The organism is Saccharothrix longispora (genome assembly GCF_030852425.1).
Lineage (GTDB): Bacteria > Actinomycetota > Actinomycetes > Mycobacteriales > Pseudonocardiaceae > Actinosynnema > Actinosynnema longispora.
Map to the genome: position 1 here is coordinate 330,715 of NZ_NSDM01000005.1, position 15,922 is coordinate 346,636.

At 73.4% G+C, this 15,922-nt stretch carries 9 protein-coding genes; 7 read left to right on the forward strand and 2 right to left on the reverse strand.

Annotated features, from left to right (window positions below):
- Positions 1-3 precede the first annotated feature (3 nt).
- Entirely contained in the window at positions 4-6,420 is a 6,417-nt protein-coding gene (locus tag CKY47_RS14670; RefSeq protein ID WP_306746329.1) for a non-ribosomal peptide synthetase, read from the reverse strand.
- Positions 6,421-6,685: 265 nt separating this feature from the next.
- Here CKY47_RS14670 and CKY47_RS14675 point away from each other — a divergent pair, with 265 nt between their 5' ends.
- The 4 genes from CKY47_RS14675 (at position 6,686) to CKY47_RS14690 (ending at position 12,183) form a co-directional block, all read left to right on the forward strand.
- Entirely contained in the window at positions 6,686-6,901 is a 216-nt protein-coding gene (locus CKY47_RS14675) for an MbtH family protein (RefSeq protein ID WP_306746330.1), read from the forward strand.
- A 150-nt stretch (positions 6,902-7,051) separates the two neighbouring features.
- A complete protein-coding gene (locus tag CKY47_RS14680; protein ID WP_306746331.1) occupies positions 7,052-9,019 on the forward strand; it encodes a carbamoyltransferase C-terminal domain-containing protein in 1,968 nt (655 codons plus the stop codon).
- A 343-nt stretch (positions 9,020-9,362) separates the two neighbouring features.
- Positions 9,363-11,081, forward strand: a complete 1,719-nt coding sequence (locus tag CKY47_RS14685; RefSeq protein WP_306746332.1) for an AfsR/SARP family transcriptional regulator — start codon at positions 9,363-9,365, stop codon at positions 11,079-11,081.
- A gap of 40 nt (positions 11,082-11,121) precedes the next feature.
- On the forward strand, positions 11,122-12,183 hold the full coding sequence (locus CKY47_RS14690) for an ornithine cyclodeaminase family protein (RefSeq protein ID WP_306746333.1): 1,062 nt from the start codon (positions 11,122-11,124) through the stop codon (positions 12,181-12,183).
- Between the two features lie 20 nt (positions 12,184-12,203).
- Here CKY47_RS14690 and CKY47_RS14695 read toward each other — a convergent pair whose 3' ends face one another.
- The gene (locus tag CKY47_RS14695; protein WP_306746335.1) at positions 12,204-13,205 is read right to left on the reverse strand and encodes a helix-turn-helix transcriptional regulator; all 1,002 of its coding nucleotides are present in this window, start codon (positions 13,203-13,205) and stop codon (positions 12,204-12,206) included.
- A 248-nt stretch (positions 13,206-13,453) separates the two neighbouring features.
- Here CKY47_RS14695 and CKY47_RS14700 point away from each other — a divergent pair, with 248 nt between their 5' ends.
- The 3 genes from CKY47_RS14700 (at position 13,454) to CKY47_RS14710 (ending at position 15,915) form a co-directional block, all read left to right on the forward strand.
- On the forward strand, positions 13,454-13,939 hold the full coding sequence (locus CKY47_RS14700; RefSeq protein WP_306746337.1) for a YqaA family protein: 486 nt from the start codon (positions 13,454-13,456) through the stop codon (positions 13,937-13,939).
- 68 nt (positions 13,940-14,007) lie between these two features.
- Positions 14,008-15,279: a cation:proton antiporter gene (locus tag CKY47_RS14705; RefSeq protein WP_306746338.1), complete on the forward strand. Its 1,272-nt coding sequence runs from the start codon at positions 14,008-14,010 to the stop codon at positions 15,277-15,279.
- Positions 15,280-15,342: 63 nt separating this feature from the next.
- Positions 15,343-15,915: a hypothetical protein gene (locus tag CKY47_RS14710; RefSeq protein ID WP_306746339.1), complete on the forward strand. Its 573-nt coding sequence runs from the start codon at positions 15,343-15,345 to the stop codon at positions 15,913-15,915.
- Positions 15,916-15,922: the final 7 nt, after the last annotated feature.

Sequence of the window (15,922 nt, forward strand, 5' to 3'; positions counted from 1 at the left end):
CCGTCACGGGGCTTCGACCTCGTCGTCCTCCTCGGGCAGCAGCCGCGCGATGGTCGGCGCGAGGAAGATCTCCCTCGCCGTCACCTCGAAGCCCTCCCGCGCCAGCGCGGCGACGAGCACCACGGCCAGGATCGAGTCTCCTCCGAGGTCGAAGAAGCCGTCCTCCAGCCCCACCCGCTCGACGCCGAGCACGTCGGCCCACACGGCGGCCATCCGGTGCTGCCGCGGCGTGCGCGGTTCGACGTGGCGGGAGGCGGTGGACGCCGTGCCGTCCCACTCGGGCAGCGCCGCGACGTCGAGCTTGCCGTTCGGGGTCAGCGGCAGGGCCTGCACCGGCACGAACGCCGACGGCACCATGTAGGCGGGCAGGGTCGCCGCCAGCCAGCGCGACAGCGACTCCGGCTCGGGGGCCGCGGTCTCGTCGAGCGGGACCAGGTAGGCCACCAGGCGCGGTTCGCCGGTGCGGGTGTGCCGTTGGACGACCCTCGCCTCCGCCACCCTCGGGTGCCCGCCCAGGACGCCCTCGACCTCGCCCAGCTCGACCCGGTAGCCGCGGATCTTCACCTGGCCGTCCAGCCGGCCCAGCACGTCCACCGCGCCGTCCGGCAGCACCCGCGCGATGTCGCCGGTCCGGTACAGGCGCGACCCGGGCGGGCCGTACGGGTCGGGCACGAACCGCTCCGCGGTCAGGCCCGGTCGGCCGAGGTACCCGCGCGCCACGCCGAGGCCGCCGACGCACAGCTCGCCGGGCACGCCGATGGGCACCGGCTGCAACGCCTCGTCCAGCACGTGCATGCCGGTGCCGTCGATGGGCACGCCGATCGGCACGACCTCGCGCTCCTCGGAGTCCGCCACCTGCGTGGAGTTGGCCACCGTGATCTCGGTGGGGCCGTACTCGTTGATCACCCGCGCGCCGTCGCCCAGCCAGTCTGCCCAGCGGGCGGCGGTGCGGGCGGGCAGCGACTCGCCGCCGACCACCAGGGTCGTGGTCAGGCCGCGCGCGGTGGTCGCGTCGAGCTGGTGCGCGAGCATCTCCAGGTGACCGGGGGTGAGCTTGACGAACCCGAACGGCGCCGCCGCCCGCAGCCGCGCGCCGAGCCGGGACAGGTCGGTGTCCTCGGGCACGACGTGCACCGACCGCCCGGTCACCAGCGGCGTGAACAGCGTCGTCACGACCAGGTCCGAGGCGGGCGTGGAGAACAGCGGCGCGCCGCCGGGGCCGGCGGGGTACTCGCGGGCCGCCCAGGTCAGGTAGTTGGCGAGGTTGGCGTGCGTGACGCACACGCCCTTGGGGCGCCCGGTCGACCCCGACGTGTAGACCAGGTAGGCGGGTTCGGCGGGGTCGGGTCGCGTCCCGTCGTGCGCGGCGGTCCGCTGGTCGGCCGGGTCGACCGCCGCGTCCACCACGATCGCCTCGCCCGCGAAGAACGACTCGGCGACCTTGTCCACGTCGGCCTGCCCGGTGAGCACGCAGCCCGCGCCGCTGTCGTCGAGCATGAGCGCCCACCGCCGGGCGGGCTGCTCGGTGCCCAGCGGCACGTAGGCGCCGCCGGCCTTCCAGGTGGCCAGCAACGACACCAGCAGGTGCTCGTCCCGCCGCGCCACGACGCCGACCACGCGCCCCGGGCCGACGCCCGCCGACCGCAGCCGCTCGGCGAGCCGGTCGGCGCGGGCGTCCAGCTCGGCGTAGTCCAGCCGGACGTCGCCGCACTCGACGGCCGTCGCGCCCGGGGTGAGCCGCGCCTGCCGCTCGAACGCCTCGATCGCGCTGGTCACCCGACCGTGCGCGGCCGGCGCCGGCGTGCGGCCCCGGGCCAGCAGCAGCTCGCGCTCGCCCGGCGGCAGGTAGGTGGCGGACGCGTCGCCGTCCAGGCCGGCGGCGATCGACTCCAGCACCGCGCGGAACATCCGCGCGACGGCCGTCGCCCGCTCCTCGGTGACCACCCGCGGGTCGACCGTGACGAACACGTGCCCGGCGCGCGAGGAGATGCTGAGCGGGAACTCGGTCGGGCTGTCGTCCTCGCCCGCCAGGTCGCCGACCAGCCGGCTCTCGACCTGGTTGAAGTCCTGGTAGTTGAACAGCACGGTGACCAGCCGCCCGTGGCCCCGGGTGAGCCGGTTGATCTCGGGCAGCGGGAAGCCCCGGTAGGGCCAGAACGCCACCTCGCGCTCGAAGACCTGGATCAGCAGGTCGCGCCACGTCCGCGCGCCGCGGTCGACGGCGAACGGCACCGTGTTGAGGTACATGCCGTACACGCGGTCGGCGCCGGTGCGCTCGGGGCGCGCGTCGCACACGAGCCCGGCGTGGAACGCGGGTTCGTCGGTCAGCTGGGAGAGCACCTTCGCGTACGCGGCCAGCATGACGCTCTTCATCGACACCCCGGCCTCGCTGGCACGCGCCCGCAGCGCCGCTTCGAGGTCGCGCCAGGAGATGTGGGCCTGCCGGGTCTGCCCCGCCGGGGCGTCCGGGTCGCCCCACTCCTGCGGCGGGGTCACCGGCGCGTAGTCCGCCACGACGCCGCGCCAGTAGTCGGCGTGCTCGCGCGAGGCGATGGCGGCCATCTCCTCGGCGACGAAGTCGGCGAACCGGACGGCAGGCGGGTCGTACGGCGGCGGCTGCTCACCGTCGCGCAGCGCCTCGTAGCACTTGAGCAGCTCCATGATGAGCGTGTGGTGCCCCCAGCCCTCCAGGATGGGGTGGCACTCGGTGCACGACAGCCAGTAGACGCCGTCGTCGGTCAGGTGGATGAAGAACCGCAGCAGGCCGGGCGTCTCCAGGTCGAACAGCTCGCGGCGCTCCCGGTCGGAGTGCTCGCGCAGCAGCACCTGCACCTCCTCCGGGGACGAGCCGGAGGCGTCGCTGACGGCCAGCGGGATCTTGGCGGTGGCGTGCACGAGCTGCATCGGCGTCGAGTAGCCGGTCAGGTGCAGCGAGGTGCGCAGCGCCTCGTGCCGCTCGGTGACCAGCGCGGTGGCCCGGGTCATCGCGGTGAGCGAGAACGGCTTGTCGTCGAACACGCGGAACGAGGTGACGTTGTGGTAGCGGTTCTGGTCGTCCGCCATCATCTCGAACAGCATGCCGATCTGGTTGCGCGACAACGGGTACGCGTCGACCACGCCCTCCGGCAGCCGGTTGCGGTCCTCCAGCCCGATCAGGGCGAACGGCTGCACGACGCCGCCGACGTCGGCCAGCTCCGGCTTCCCGGCGACCAGGGCGCACAGCGCGGCCACCGTGCGCTCGGCGAAGATGTCGCGCACCGAGACGTCGAACCCGGCCTCGCGCAGCGCGCCGACGAGCGCGACGGCCCGGATCGAGTCGCCGCCGAGGTCGAAGAAGCCGTCCCGCACACCGACCCGCCCGACGCCCAGGACGTCGGCCCACACCGCGGCCATCCGCTCCTCCTCGGGCGTCCTCGGCTGCTCGTAGCCGACCTCCGCCCCGGCGTCCGGCACGGGCAGCGCGGCCACGTCGAGCTTGCCGTTGGAGGTCAGCGGCATCCGGTCCAGGTAGACCAGGTCGGGCGGGACCATGTACTCGGGCAGGGTCCGCCCCAGCCAGTCCCGCAGCTCCTCCGCGTCCACCTCCGGCGCGCCGTCCGCGGCGACCAGGTAGGCGGCCAACCTCGGGTCCCGGTCGCCGTCCCGGCGCAGCAGCACGCGCGCCTGCGCGATGTGCTCGTGGGTGCCCAGAACGCCCTCGACCTCGCCCAGCTCGACCCGGTAGCCGCGGATCTTCACCTGGTCGTCGCGGCGCCCGACGAAGTCCACCGACCCGTCGGGCAGCACCTTGCCCAGGTCGCCGGTCCGGTACAGGCGCGCCCCGGGCGGGCCGTACGGGTCGGGCACGAACCGCTCCGCGGTCGTCGCGGGCATGCCGACGTAGCCGCGGGCCACCCCGTCGCCGCCGACGCACACCTCGCCCACGACGCCGACCGGCACCGGCTCCAGCCGCTCGTCCAGGACGTACATGCTGGTGCCGGGCATGGGCCTGCCGAGGGGGATGACCTCGCGGTCGAGCGCCTCCGCGACCGGGCACGTCGAGTTGCCGACGGTGATCTCGGTGGGGCCGTACTCGTTGACCACGCGGCCGTCGCCGAGCATCTCCTCCCACCGGCGCGCCACGTGGCCGGTGAGCACGTCGCCGCCGGGCACGACGGTCGCCGCGAGCCCGTCGATCTCGGCGTCGGACAGCTGGTGCGCCAGCACGTCGAGGTGGCCCGGGGTGAGCTTGACGAAGCTGAACGGCGCGGCGTCGCGCAGCGTCCGCCCCAGCTCGGACAGGTCGAGGTCCTGCGGGAGGACGTGGACGGGCAGGCCGGCGAGCAGCGGCCCGTAGAGCACCGGGACCACCACGTCGGAGGCGACCGTGGAGAACAGCGGCGCGCCGCCGGTGGACTGCCCGACGTACTCGGCGAGCACCTGGTCGAGGTGGTTGGCCAGGCCCCGGTGGGTGACCTGGACGCCCTTGGGGCGCCCGGTCGAGCCGGAGGTGTAGATGACGTAGGCCAGCGCGTCGCCGCCGAGGTCGACGGGCGGGTCGAGCGGCGGGAGGTCCGCCGGCGCCGGCTCGTCGACGACGAGCACCTCGCCGTGGAACAGGGCGCGCACGTCGTCCGCGTACTTGCGCTCGGTGAGCACCCAGTCCGCGCCGGCGTCGCCGAGCAGGTGCGCCCACCGCTCGGGCGGCAGCTCGGGGCCGATCGGCAGGTAGGCGCCGCCGGTCTTCCAGGTGGCCAGGAAGGAGGCGATGAGGTCGACGCCGCGGTCCAGCAGCACGCCCGCGACGCGCTCCGGGCCGTGCCCGCGCGCCCGCAGCAGGCGGGCGAGGAGGTCGGCCCGCGCGTCCAGCTCGGCGAACGTGGTGGCGCCGTCGGCGGTGCGGACCGCCTCGGCCCCGGGGGACACGGCGACCCGGGCGTGGAAGCGGTCCAGCGTGTGGGCGCCGCCCAGGCCGGGGCGCGGCGGGAGCGTCAGCACGGCCCGCTCGACGCCGTCCAGCACGTCCACGTCCGACAGCGGCGCGTCGGGCGCGGCGACGGCCCGTTCGAGCAGGGTGGTGAAGTGGCGGGCCATGCGCTCGACGGTGGCGTGGTCGAACAGCTCGGTGGCGTAGAGCAGCCGGGCGGTGATCGAGCCGTCGGGCAGCAGCGCGGCCTGGAGTTCGAGGTCGCACCGGGCGACCTGGTTGTCACCGGCGTAGGGCTCGGCGGTCACGCCGGGCAGCGCGATGCCCGCGCCGTCGGACTCGTGCATGGTGAGCACGACCTGGAACAGCGGCGTCCGCGACAGGTCGCGTTGCGGTTCCACCGCGTCCACCACCTGCGCGAACGGCACGGCGTCGTGGTCGAAGGCGTCCAGCACGATCTCCCGGACGTGGTTGAGCAGCGCCCGGAACGACACGTCGCCGGACCAGCGGGTGCGGATCACCAGGGTGTTGACCGCGTAGCCGACGAGGTGCTGGAGCTCGGGCTGCGTGCGGGAGGAGGCGATGGTGCCCACCGGCACGTCCGCCCGGCCGGTGTAGCGGGCCAGCACCGCCTGGAACGCGGTGAGCAGCGCGACGAACGGGGTCGCGCCCTCGCCCCGGGCCAGCTTCACGACCCGGTCGGCCAGCTCCGCTTCGACGCGCAGGTCGTACTGGGCGCCCGCGTAGCCGCGCACGGCCGGCCGGGGCCGGTCGGTGGGCAGTTCGACGGGTGCGATGCCGGACAGCACGTCCGTCCAGTAGCCCAGTTGCCGCCCCCGGTCCTCGTCGGACATGCGGGCGCGCTGCCAGGCCGCGAAGTCGGCGTACTGCACCGGCAGCGCGGGGAGCGCGGCGGGCTCGCCCCGCACGATGGCGCGGTACCCCTCGGCGAGTTCGGCGAGCAGCGCCTGCGTGGACCACGCGTCGCACGCGATGTGGTGCAGCGTGAGCAGCAGCAGGTGGTCGTCGGCCGCCCGCGCGACCAGCACGGCGCGGCAGGGCCACTCCAGCGCCAGGTCGAACGGCGTGCGCGCCTCGCGCCCGACGATGTCCTCGGTGCGCGCGTCCAGCTCCGCGACCGACCGACCGGACGGCCGCTCCACGCGCAGCAGGCCGGTCACCGCGGCGTCCACGACCTGGACCGGCGCGCCCGCGTGCATCTCGTAGCGGGTGCGCAGGATCTCGTGCCGCGCCACCACCTGGTCCCAGGCCCGGCCGAGGGCGTCGGCGTCGAGGTCGCCGGTCAGCCGCAGCGCCACCGGCACCAGGTACTCCGAACTGCCCGGCCTGAGCTGCTGGAGGAACCACATCTGCTCCTGCCCGTGGGACAGCGGCAGCGGTCGGGAGCGGTCCGCTCGTCCGATGCGCGCGGACGCGCCGTCGCTGCCGTGCAGGCGCCGCCACAGCAGCTGCGCGCGGCGGGCATCCACGGACATGTCCGGCTTGCTGGCCATCGAGGCTCCTGTCTGCGACATGGTCCGGTGGCGTGCGCCCTCCGGCGGGTGCTCGGTGCACGCCTGACCGGGAACCCTCGCGGGCGTGGCAATACGGCCGCTATATGGCCAGTCCGCGCCGGCCCCGCGCACGGCGCGAGGACCGGAGCGCGACGACTCCGCACCACCGGGCGGCCCGGTGGCGGTCCGGTCCCGTATAGCCGGGATATGGCCGGGGCGAGCACTCTTCGTCCCGCCCCACGAAGAGGACCAGCAGGAGGATTCGGTGACGGAGAACCTCGCCGACGACCGCCGGTGGCGGGTCGTGCTCAACGATGAGGAGCAGTACTCGGTGTGGTGGGCCGACCGCGAGCCGCCTGCGGGGTGGCACGCGGAAGGCACCGAGGGCACGAAGGACGAGTGCCTGGCGCGGATCGAGGACGTGTGGACCGACATGCGCCCGCTGAGCCTGCGGCGGCGGATGCAGGCCCAGGCCAGCTGAACCCGAGCGCGTTCACCGGTCGGGCCGCGCCCGTCGTCCACACACCGCACGACCGGAGTCCGGTAACCACGTGTCAGGCAGACGCCTGCCTACTGTCGGAAGAAGTCAGATATGCGGATCGTAGGTGTCAATCTCAGCCACGACAGCAGCATGAGCCTGGTCGAGGACGGGCGCATCGTGGCGGCTCTCGCGCTGGAGCGCATCACGCAGCAGAAGCGGGGCACCGTGCCGTGGCACGAGTACACGCTCGCCATGACGAGGTTGGCGGTCGAGGTGCTGGGCGGCCAGGGCCTCACGATCGACGACGTCGACTACTGGATCGGGACGTCGACCGAGTCGGGCGACCAGAACGAGGAGGAGCGGCTGCTCGACATCCTCGGTGTGCTCGCCCCCGCGGGCAAGCGGCTCGCCCTCCCCCACCCGGCGCACCACCTGGCGCACGCCGGCGCGGCGTTCTACACGTCCGGCCTGCCGGACGCCGCGGCGGTCGTGGTCGACACCTACGGGTCGATCTTCCGGGGCCACCGCGAGCGGGAGACCGCGTTCGAGTTCTCGTTCGGCAGCCGTCCCAAGGAGCTGTTCCGCATGACGCGGGCCAGCACGCGGATCGCCGGCACCGTCCACGACGGCGCCGTGCACCTGCCGGAGAACATCGGCGGCCTGGGCGAGCTGTACCGGGTCGTCACGCTGGCCCTCGGCTTCCGCGAGTCGGGCACCGCGTACGACGACGCGGGCAAGACCATGGGCCTCGCGCCCTACGGCAAGCGCCTGTCGGCCGAGCCGCTGTTCATCGACGTGAGCGGCGACGAGATGCGGTTCGACAACGCGACGCAGTCCCTCGTGGACCTGGGCTTCGCGAAGTACGCGCAGACGGGCGCGCAGCTGCTGCCGCGCAAGCGCGGCGAGGCCATGACCCAGCTCCACAAGGACCTGGCCTACCAGATCCAGTCCGAGTTCGAGGACGCCATGCTCTTCCTCACCAACAAGAGCCTGGCGATGTCCGGCAGCCGCAACCTCGTGCTGTCCGGCGGTTGCTTCCTCAACTCCACCACCAACGCCCGCCTGGCGCGCGAGCTGGACATCGACGGCATCTCCGTGTTCCCGGCGGCGACCGACGACGGCAACGCCGCGGGCGCCGCGCTCTACGCCTACTACAACATCGTCAACGAGCCCGGAACGGTCGCTCCGGCGGACCCCCGGTCGTTGCGGATGACGGACGTGTACCTGGGCCCGCCCCGGGTCGCGAAGGAGCAGATCGAGCAGGCGAGCAAGACCTGGTCGTGCGACCCCGTGTACCACGCCGACGAGGCCGACATGGTGCAGGCGGCGGCCGAGGCCATCGAGCGCGGCGAGATCATCGGCTGGTTCCAGGACCGCGCCGAGTACGGGCCCCGGGCGCTCGGGTCGCGGTCGATCCTGTGCCACCCGGGTCTGCCCGGCATGAAGGACCGGCTCAACGCGCGGGTGAAGTTCCGCGAGGCGTTCCGGCCGTTCGCCGCCTCGGTGCTGGCCGAGCGGGCCGTGGACTACTTCGAGATCCCGGTCGAGGACAGCCCGTTCATGCTGTTCGTGTGCCCGGTGCTCCCGGAGAAGCGGGAGTCGATCGAGGAGATCACCCACGTCGACGGGACGTGCCGCATCCAGACCGTGGCGGCCGAGCAGGACGGCAAGTTCCGCCGGCTCATCGAGCGCTTCGACGAGCTGACCGGGGTGCCGATGATCCTCAACACCTCGTTCAACCTGCGCACGAGGCCGATCGTGGAGACCCCGGGCGACGCGCTCAACTGCCTGTTCGGCTCCCGGCTCGACCGGTTGTTCATCGGCCAGTACGAGTTCACCGCGCCGAACTTCGCGGACATGGTGCCGACCAGCCTCACGGCCGACGGCGACAAGGGGCCGGCCGACCCGCGCGAGGCGGCGATCCTGGGCCTCGTCGACGGCTCCCGGTCGGTGCGCCGCATCGCCGAGGAGGCCGGGCTGGACGTCGAGGTGACGATCAACCTGGTGCTCGACATGCGGCGCCGGGAGTTCCTCGACTGGGCCAACCTGCCCAACCGGTACCGGGAGCTGACGATCCCGACGCCGCAGTACCAGCAGAACTTCAGCGAGAGCCGCTGAACGTCCGGCACCGGGTCCCCCGGTGCCGCCCGGACGTGCCTCCTCCCCCTGGTCACGTGCGGAAACACCGCCGCCCGGCACCCCCACAGGTGCCGGGCGGCGGTGTGCCCGCACGCCCTCGACGGTGACCGCGGGTGATCGGCAGGCCACATCCTGACAAGGCATGTTCCTGCCAAACGTGACGGCTGACATGTTTGAAAACCTTGAACAGACTTCCTGGAGGCGACAGCACGCGGGCAACGCCGCCGCGCGAGCGTGTGAGGGGTGGTCGATGAGGTTCCAGGTACTTGGTCTGGTGGGGGCGTGGGTCGGGGACACGCAGATCGAAGTGCGCGGTTCGAAGATGCGCACCTTCCTGGCGTCGCTGCTGCTGGCCCGCGGTCGGGTCGTGTCGGACGCCAGGTTGATGCAGATGTTGTGGGACGAGGACCTGCCGTCGACGACGCAGGCGCAGATCCAGACCTACGCCTCGCGGCTGCGCAGCCTGCTCGGCGCGGAGGCCAGGATCACCCGCCAGCCGCCCGGGTACCGCTTCGAGTTCCTCGCGCGGGACCGGGTCCAGCTCGACCTGGTCGAGTTCGAGACGCTGGCGGCGCAGGGCAGCACGGCCCTCGCCGAGGGCAGGCACGCCGAGGCCAGCAGGCTGCTGCGCGACGCGCTGTCGCGGTGGAACGGCCCGGCGCTGGGCGGCGTCACCGACCACCTCGCCACGGTGGAGCAGCCCAGCCTGGAGGAGGCCAGGCTCACCGCGCTGGAGAGCTGCATCGACGCCGAGCTGGCCCTGGGCGAGCACCAGCGGCTGATCACCGACCTGACCGCGCTGATCGCCGCGGAGCCGCTGCGGGAACGGCCGCGCATGCAGCTGATGAGCGCGCTGCACGGCAGCGGTCGCACCGCCGACGCGCTGGCCGTGTACCAGGACTTCCGCACCGCGCTCGCCGAGCTGGTGGGCCTGGACCCGTCCAGCGAGCTGCGCGAGCTGCACCAGTCGATCCTCACCTCCGTGCCGCGCACGCCGCGCGCGACGATCACGCTGTGGACCCGGCGGCAGGAGGGCGACCCGGCGCTGCCGCCGGAGCCCAGCGACTTCACCGGCCGGGCCGCCGAGACCGAGCGGGCGTGCGCGGTGCTCAGCGGTTCACCCGGGCAGGCCGAGCTGCCCACCGCGTGCGTCGTCAGCGGCATGAACGGCGTCGGCAAGACCACCCTCGCCCAGCGCGTGACCAGGTTGCTGACCAAGCGGTTCCCGGACCGGCAGCTGCTGGTGGACCTCGGCGGCAGGCACGCGTCGCCACCGGGCGCCGGCACCGTGCTGGACGGCCTGCTCGCGCGGCTCGGCGTGCCGGCCGACCGGGTGCCCGAGTCGACCGCGGCGAAGGTGGAGCTGTACCGCCGGACGTTGGCGGGCACCAAGACCCTGCTGATCCTCGACGACGCGCACGACGAGCGCCAGGTCCGGCCGCTGCTGCCGTCCGTGCCGGGCTGCGGGGTGCTGATCACCAGCCGCTCGCTGCTCGCCACCCTGGAGGGCACCGCGCGGATCACGCTCGGCCCGTTCTCCCCCGCCGAGTCGATGCAGCTGCTGGGCCGCATCATCGGGGTCGACCGGACCACCGCCGAGCACCGGACCGCGCTGGACATCGCGGAGGTGTGCGGCCACCTGCCGATCGCGATCCGCGTGTGCGGCTCCCGGCTGGCCTCCCGGCCGCACTGGTCGCTCCGGCGGCTGGCCGACCGGCTGCGCGACCCGGCGCGCGTGCTGGACGAGTTGCGGGTGGGCGACCTTGACGTGCGGGAGCGGCTGCTGCCGTCGTTCGCCGCGCTGTCGGACGACCTGCGCGGCGCCGTGCTGCGGCTGTCGGCGCTCGGCCCCGGTACGTTCCACGTCCGCACCGCCGCCGAGTTGCTCCGGCTGTCCACTGTGGATGCGTTCGACGTGCTCGACGAACTGGTGGCCGCGCACCTGCTGCGCCCCGACCCCCGCGCGGTGGACCACTACCGGCTGCCCGAACTCGTCCACGCCCTGGCGCTGGACCAGGAGCAGCTCTGCAAGGTCGGCTGATGACCCGGTCGACGACCGCCACTTCCCTGGAGAACCCGTCGTGACGACAACGATGAACGAGTTCCGCTACCTCACCCGCGACGACGTCGTGCGCGCGCTGTCCGAGGTCGACGCCGTCGCGGTGGTGGCCGAGGCGCTGCGCCTGCACACCGAGCGCCGGGTGATGCTGCCGGAGGAGGCGTACCTGCCGTGGCGCTCGCCCGGCGGCGCGGCCAACCGGTGCCTGGCGATGCCGGGGGCGGTCGAGTTCGACGACGGTTTCGCGGTGGGCCTGAAGACCATCAACGCCAGCCTCGGCAACGTCGACCGGGGCCTGCCCCGCTCGCAGGGCTTCACGCTGCTGCTGGACCCGGAGACCGCGCGGCCCCGGGCGTTGATGGAGGCGGCGCACATCAGCGCGCTGCGCACCGCCGCGGTGACCGCCGTGGCCGCCCGGGCGCTGGGCAGGCCGGGGGCCTCGACGATGGGCCTGATCGGTTGCGGCACGCTGGCGATGACGCACCTGGAGCTGTTGGCGGACACCATGCCCGCGTTGGCCGAGGTGAGGGTGTTCGACATCGACCCGGCGCGGGCGGAGCGGTTCCGCGAGGAGGCGTCGGCGCGCCGGCCGCGCCTTGCCGTGTCGGTGGCGGCGTCCGCGCGGGACTGCGTCGTCGGCTCGGACCTGGTGGTGCCGGTGACGACGGTGACCGAGGGGTACATCCCCCGCGAGTGGCTGTCGCCGGGCGCGCTGGTGTCCAACGTGTCGCTGGACGACCTGCTGCCCGACGCCGTGCGCCACTGCGACCTGCTGGTGATCGACGACTGGGACCTGGTCAGCGGGGACAACCGCCGGCTGCTGGGCCGGATGTACCGGGCGGGTGAGCTGCTGCCGCCGTCCGGCATCGTGGAGGCCGACGGCGGCGGCCTGCCGAGCGCCTCGGTCCGCAAGGTGGACGCGACGCTCGGCGAGGTGGTGTCCGGCGACCACCCCGGGCGCGGCGCGGACACCGACGTCGTGGTGTGCAACGCGTTCGGGATGGCCATCCTGGACGTCGCCGTGGCGCACCGGGTGGCCGAGGTCGCCGAACGGGCCGACCTCGGCCAGGTCCTGTCGTTGTGAGCGGCGCCGTGCCCCTCCGCTCAGCCGCGCCCGCCGGACAGCCAGCCGACCTCGACCGCGCGGACGCCGACCTGGAACCGGCTGCGCGCCCCCAGGCGCTCGGCCAGGTCCGCGATCACCCGTCGCGTCGTGCGCACCGACACCCCCAGCTTGCGGGCGACCACGGCGTCGGTGTGGCCGTCTGCCAGCAGGCGCAGGACCTCGTGGTCCTGCGCCGTCAGGCCGTCGACGTCCCGGTTGACCGGCACGCCGAGGTCGGTGGCCGGTTCCCAGGCGTGGTCGAAGAACGCGCACAGCGCCGTGAGCACACCGGCGCCGCGCAGCACCACGATGCCCTCGTCCGAGTTGTGCGGGTCGATGGCGACGATCGCCACCTTGCGGTCGTAGAGCGACATCCTGACCGGCAGGCTCGGTACGGTGCGCACCTCGCCGCCCTGCTCGACCAGCCAGCGCGCGTAGCCGAACGCGGCGGTGTCGTTGGCGATGCTCTCCAGGTAGAGCCGCCGGATGCGCACGCCGCGCCCCAGCAGCCGGAGGTCCTCGGCCCGGTCCGCCTCCTCCTGCGGTTGCGGCGCCGGGCCACCCGGCGAGAACGACATCATCTCGGACGTGCAGTTGTCCGCCAGGCTGTCGGCGAAGCTCTGCACCGCTTCCGAGCCCAGCACGCGCTGGTCCGGGAACTCGCCCTGGTCCACCTGCGCCTGCTCGTATTCGGCGAGCATGCTCGACACCAGCGACCGACTGCGGGCGACGTCCTGCTGGTGGTAGGCCAGCACGGCCTCCTGCGCTTCCAGCAGCCCGTGCAGCGCCACGCCCGGGTCGATCAGCACGGCCTCGTCCCGGTCCTGGTTCTGCCAATCGGCCTTGATCAGGTTGAGCTGCACCAACTCGTCGAGCGAGCGGGTCAACCTGCCTTCCGACCACGTCAGCCAGAGCCCCAGCTCCGCGATGCCGACGTGCGGGTACTTGATCATGGTTTGGTACACGATTCCGGCATCGGTGCCGAGACCGAGGAACTGCATGTTCAACCTCCCCAGAGTGGCTGAACCAGCCACCGGTCGAACGTGAGATCTGTTCACCACCGTGTGCTTATTCCTGACAAAACCTCCGACTCCCAGGCAAAAATTCTTTTGCAATGCCAACCGAGGAAAGAAAAGCACATGTCAAATACCGGAACGATAGGTCAGACGGGTGCATTGCCCGGCCGCCGGATTGGGCCGTTCGGAGTCTTACGGATTCCCGAATCGTCGTCCGGGCGACTGGCACGGCGGTGTTGACGTGGCCGTGGATCGCCTTCGGGCTGGCGTTCGCCACGGCGGTCGTGCCGTTCGGCAGCATCGAGCTGTTCGTCATCGGCCTGGTCGCGCAGCGGCCGGACATCCCGTTCGCGGCCGTGGGCGCGGTGATCGCGGTCGGCCAGGTGCTGGGCAAGCTGGTGCACTACTACGCCGCCCTCGGCGTGCTGCGGTTGCCGCCGCTGTTGCGCCGGGCGCCGCGGCCCGGGCGCGCACCCGGCCGGGTCGCGACCTGGCTGAAAGCGGCCACCGAGCGCGCCCGGGAGAGCCCGCGGTGGATGGCGGGGATCTTCTGCGTCAGCTCGGTCGTCGGGTTGCCCCCGTTCGGGGCGACCGTGCTGCTGGCGGGCGTCACCCGGATGCGGGTCGAGCTGTTCCTGGCGGTCGGCCTGGCCGGCCGGTTCACCAGGTACTGCTGCCTGGCCGCGGCCCCCGGCGTGTTCGGCGACGTGTTCTTCTGACCGGGAGCGGCCCGGGGCCGGCTCCCCGCGCAGTCCACAGAGGATTGATCTGACGGAGGGGACCGGTCGTGACGGACCACGTGGCAGTGCTGCTCCTCGACCTGGCGCTGATCCTGTTGATCGCCCACGCGTTCGGCGCGCTCGCGCGCAGGTTCGGGCAGCCGCCGGTGATCGGCGAGATCCTCGCCGGCATCCTGCTCGGACCGACGCTGTTCGCCGGCGGGCTGTCCGCGGTGGTGATCCCCGCCGACGTGCGGCCGCTGCTGTCACCGCTGGCGAACGTCGGCGTCGCGCTGTTCATGTTCCTGGTGGGGCTCGAACTGGACCGGTCGCTCCTGGCCACCGGGCGCCGCGTCATGACCGGTGTCGCGCTGAGCGCCACGCTGGTGCCCTTCGCGCTGGGCGCGCTGCTGGCGTGGCACCTGCTGAACCGGCACGAGACCACCCACCCGCTGGGCTTCGTGCTCTTCCTCGGCGTGGCCATGGGCGCGACCGCGTTCCCCGTGCTGGCGCGCATCCTGACCGACCGCGGGCTCCAGAAGACCCCGCTGGGCGTGCTCTCGCTGGGCATCGCGGCGATCGGCGACGTGGTGGTGTGGTCGGTCCTGACGGGCGTGGTCGTGCTCGTCGGCGGCACCGGCTCGGAGTGGCGGCTGCTCCTCGCCGTCCCCTACGCGGCCGTCCTGCTGTTCGTGGTGCGACCGCTGCTGCGCAGGCTCGGCACCCGGCAGGCGACGTCGGGCACGGACACGCGGCGGCTCGTGGTGATCACCATCGGCGTGCTCGCCAGCGGCGGCGCGACGGAGTGGCTCGGGCTGCACTTCGCGTTCGGCGCGTTCCTGTTCGGCTTCGTCTTCCCCAAGGACACCGACAGCCGGCTGCGCGCCGACGTGGCACGCCGGGTCGGTTCGATCACCTCGGTGCTGCTGCCGGTCTACTTCGTGACGGCCGGGCTCAAGGTCGACCTGTCGACGATCGACGTGTCGGGCTTCCTCGACCTGGCCCTGGTGCTGCTGGTCGCGGTGGGCGGAAAGGGGGGCGGCGCCTACGTCGCGGCGCGGTTGCAGCGGGTGCCCCCGCGCGACGCCGCGTCCCTCGCCGTGCTGCTGAACACGCGCGGCCTGACGGAACTCGTCATCCTCACCATCGGGTTGCAGCTGGGCCTGCTCCAGGAGGACCTGTACTCCCTGATGGTCGTCATGGCACTGGTGACCACCGCGATGACCGCGCCGCTGCTGACGCTGGTCGACCGGGTCGGCGGGCGCCGCTCGCGCCTCGGACCGGACGCCGACGTGGCGCACCCCGGCTCGGTGCCCCGCACCCGACCCGGTGGCCGGTGACCGGAACGCCGGTCGCCCCCGACGCGTCCGACCACCGAGGACGTCGGTCGTCGGGAGGTCGGGGTGGAACGTCGGGCGTTGCTCGGCCTGGCGTGGGCGTGCGTGCCCGTCCAGGTCGTCGGGGGGTTCCTCGTCGGGAGCGACGAGTGGTGGTGGGTCGGCGCCGCCGGGTTCGTCCTGGGGGCCGTCGGCTTCGCCCTCGTCTTCCACGCGCTCGGGCTGGGCCCCGGCGCCGTGGGCGCGGCCTGCTTCCTCGGGTTCGGGCTGCTGGCGGTGTCCGCGCTGACCGGGCCGCCGCTCTGGGCGGCGTGGTTCGGGGAGCGGGCGGAGTGCGCGATCGTCGACCGGCGCGCGGAGCGGGGTTCGTGGGACGACGACGAGGCGTGGTACGTGGTCGAGTGCGACGGGGGGCGCGGCGCGGCGGAGGTGTCCGCGCGCGGCAGGCACCTCGGCGTGGTCGGCGACCGGGTGCCACTGGTCTTCGACCGGCTCGGGGTGGTGGCGCCCCTGCGGCCGGACGACGTGACGACGGCCGGCGCGTGGCTCGTCCCACCCTCCACCGCGGTGGTGGTCTGGTTCGTCGCGGTCGCCGACCGGCGGCCGGGGTGGCGGCGCCGGGCCGCGCGCCGGCGGTGACGCGGCC

What these genes read in the sequence shown, in the direction of transcription:
- CKY47_RS14670 (WP_306746329.1), bottom strand. Translation starts at nt 6,420, where the DNA reads ATGGCCAGCAAGCCGGACATGTCCGTGGATGCCCGCCGCGCGCAGCTG.
- CKY47_RS14685 (WP_306746332.1), top strand. Translation starts at nt 9,363, where the DNA reads ATGCGCACCTTCCTGGCGTCGCTGCTGCTGGCCCGCGGTCGGGTCGTG.
- CKY47_RS14680 (WP_306746331.1), top strand. Translation starts at nt 7,052, where the DNA reads ATGAGCCTGGTCGAGGACGGGCGCATCGTGGCGGCTCTCGCGCTGGAG.
- CKY47_RS14695 (WP_306746335.1), bottom strand. Translation starts at nt 13,205, where the DNA reads ATGCAGTTCCTCGGTCTCGGCACCGATGCCGGAATCGTGTACCAAACC.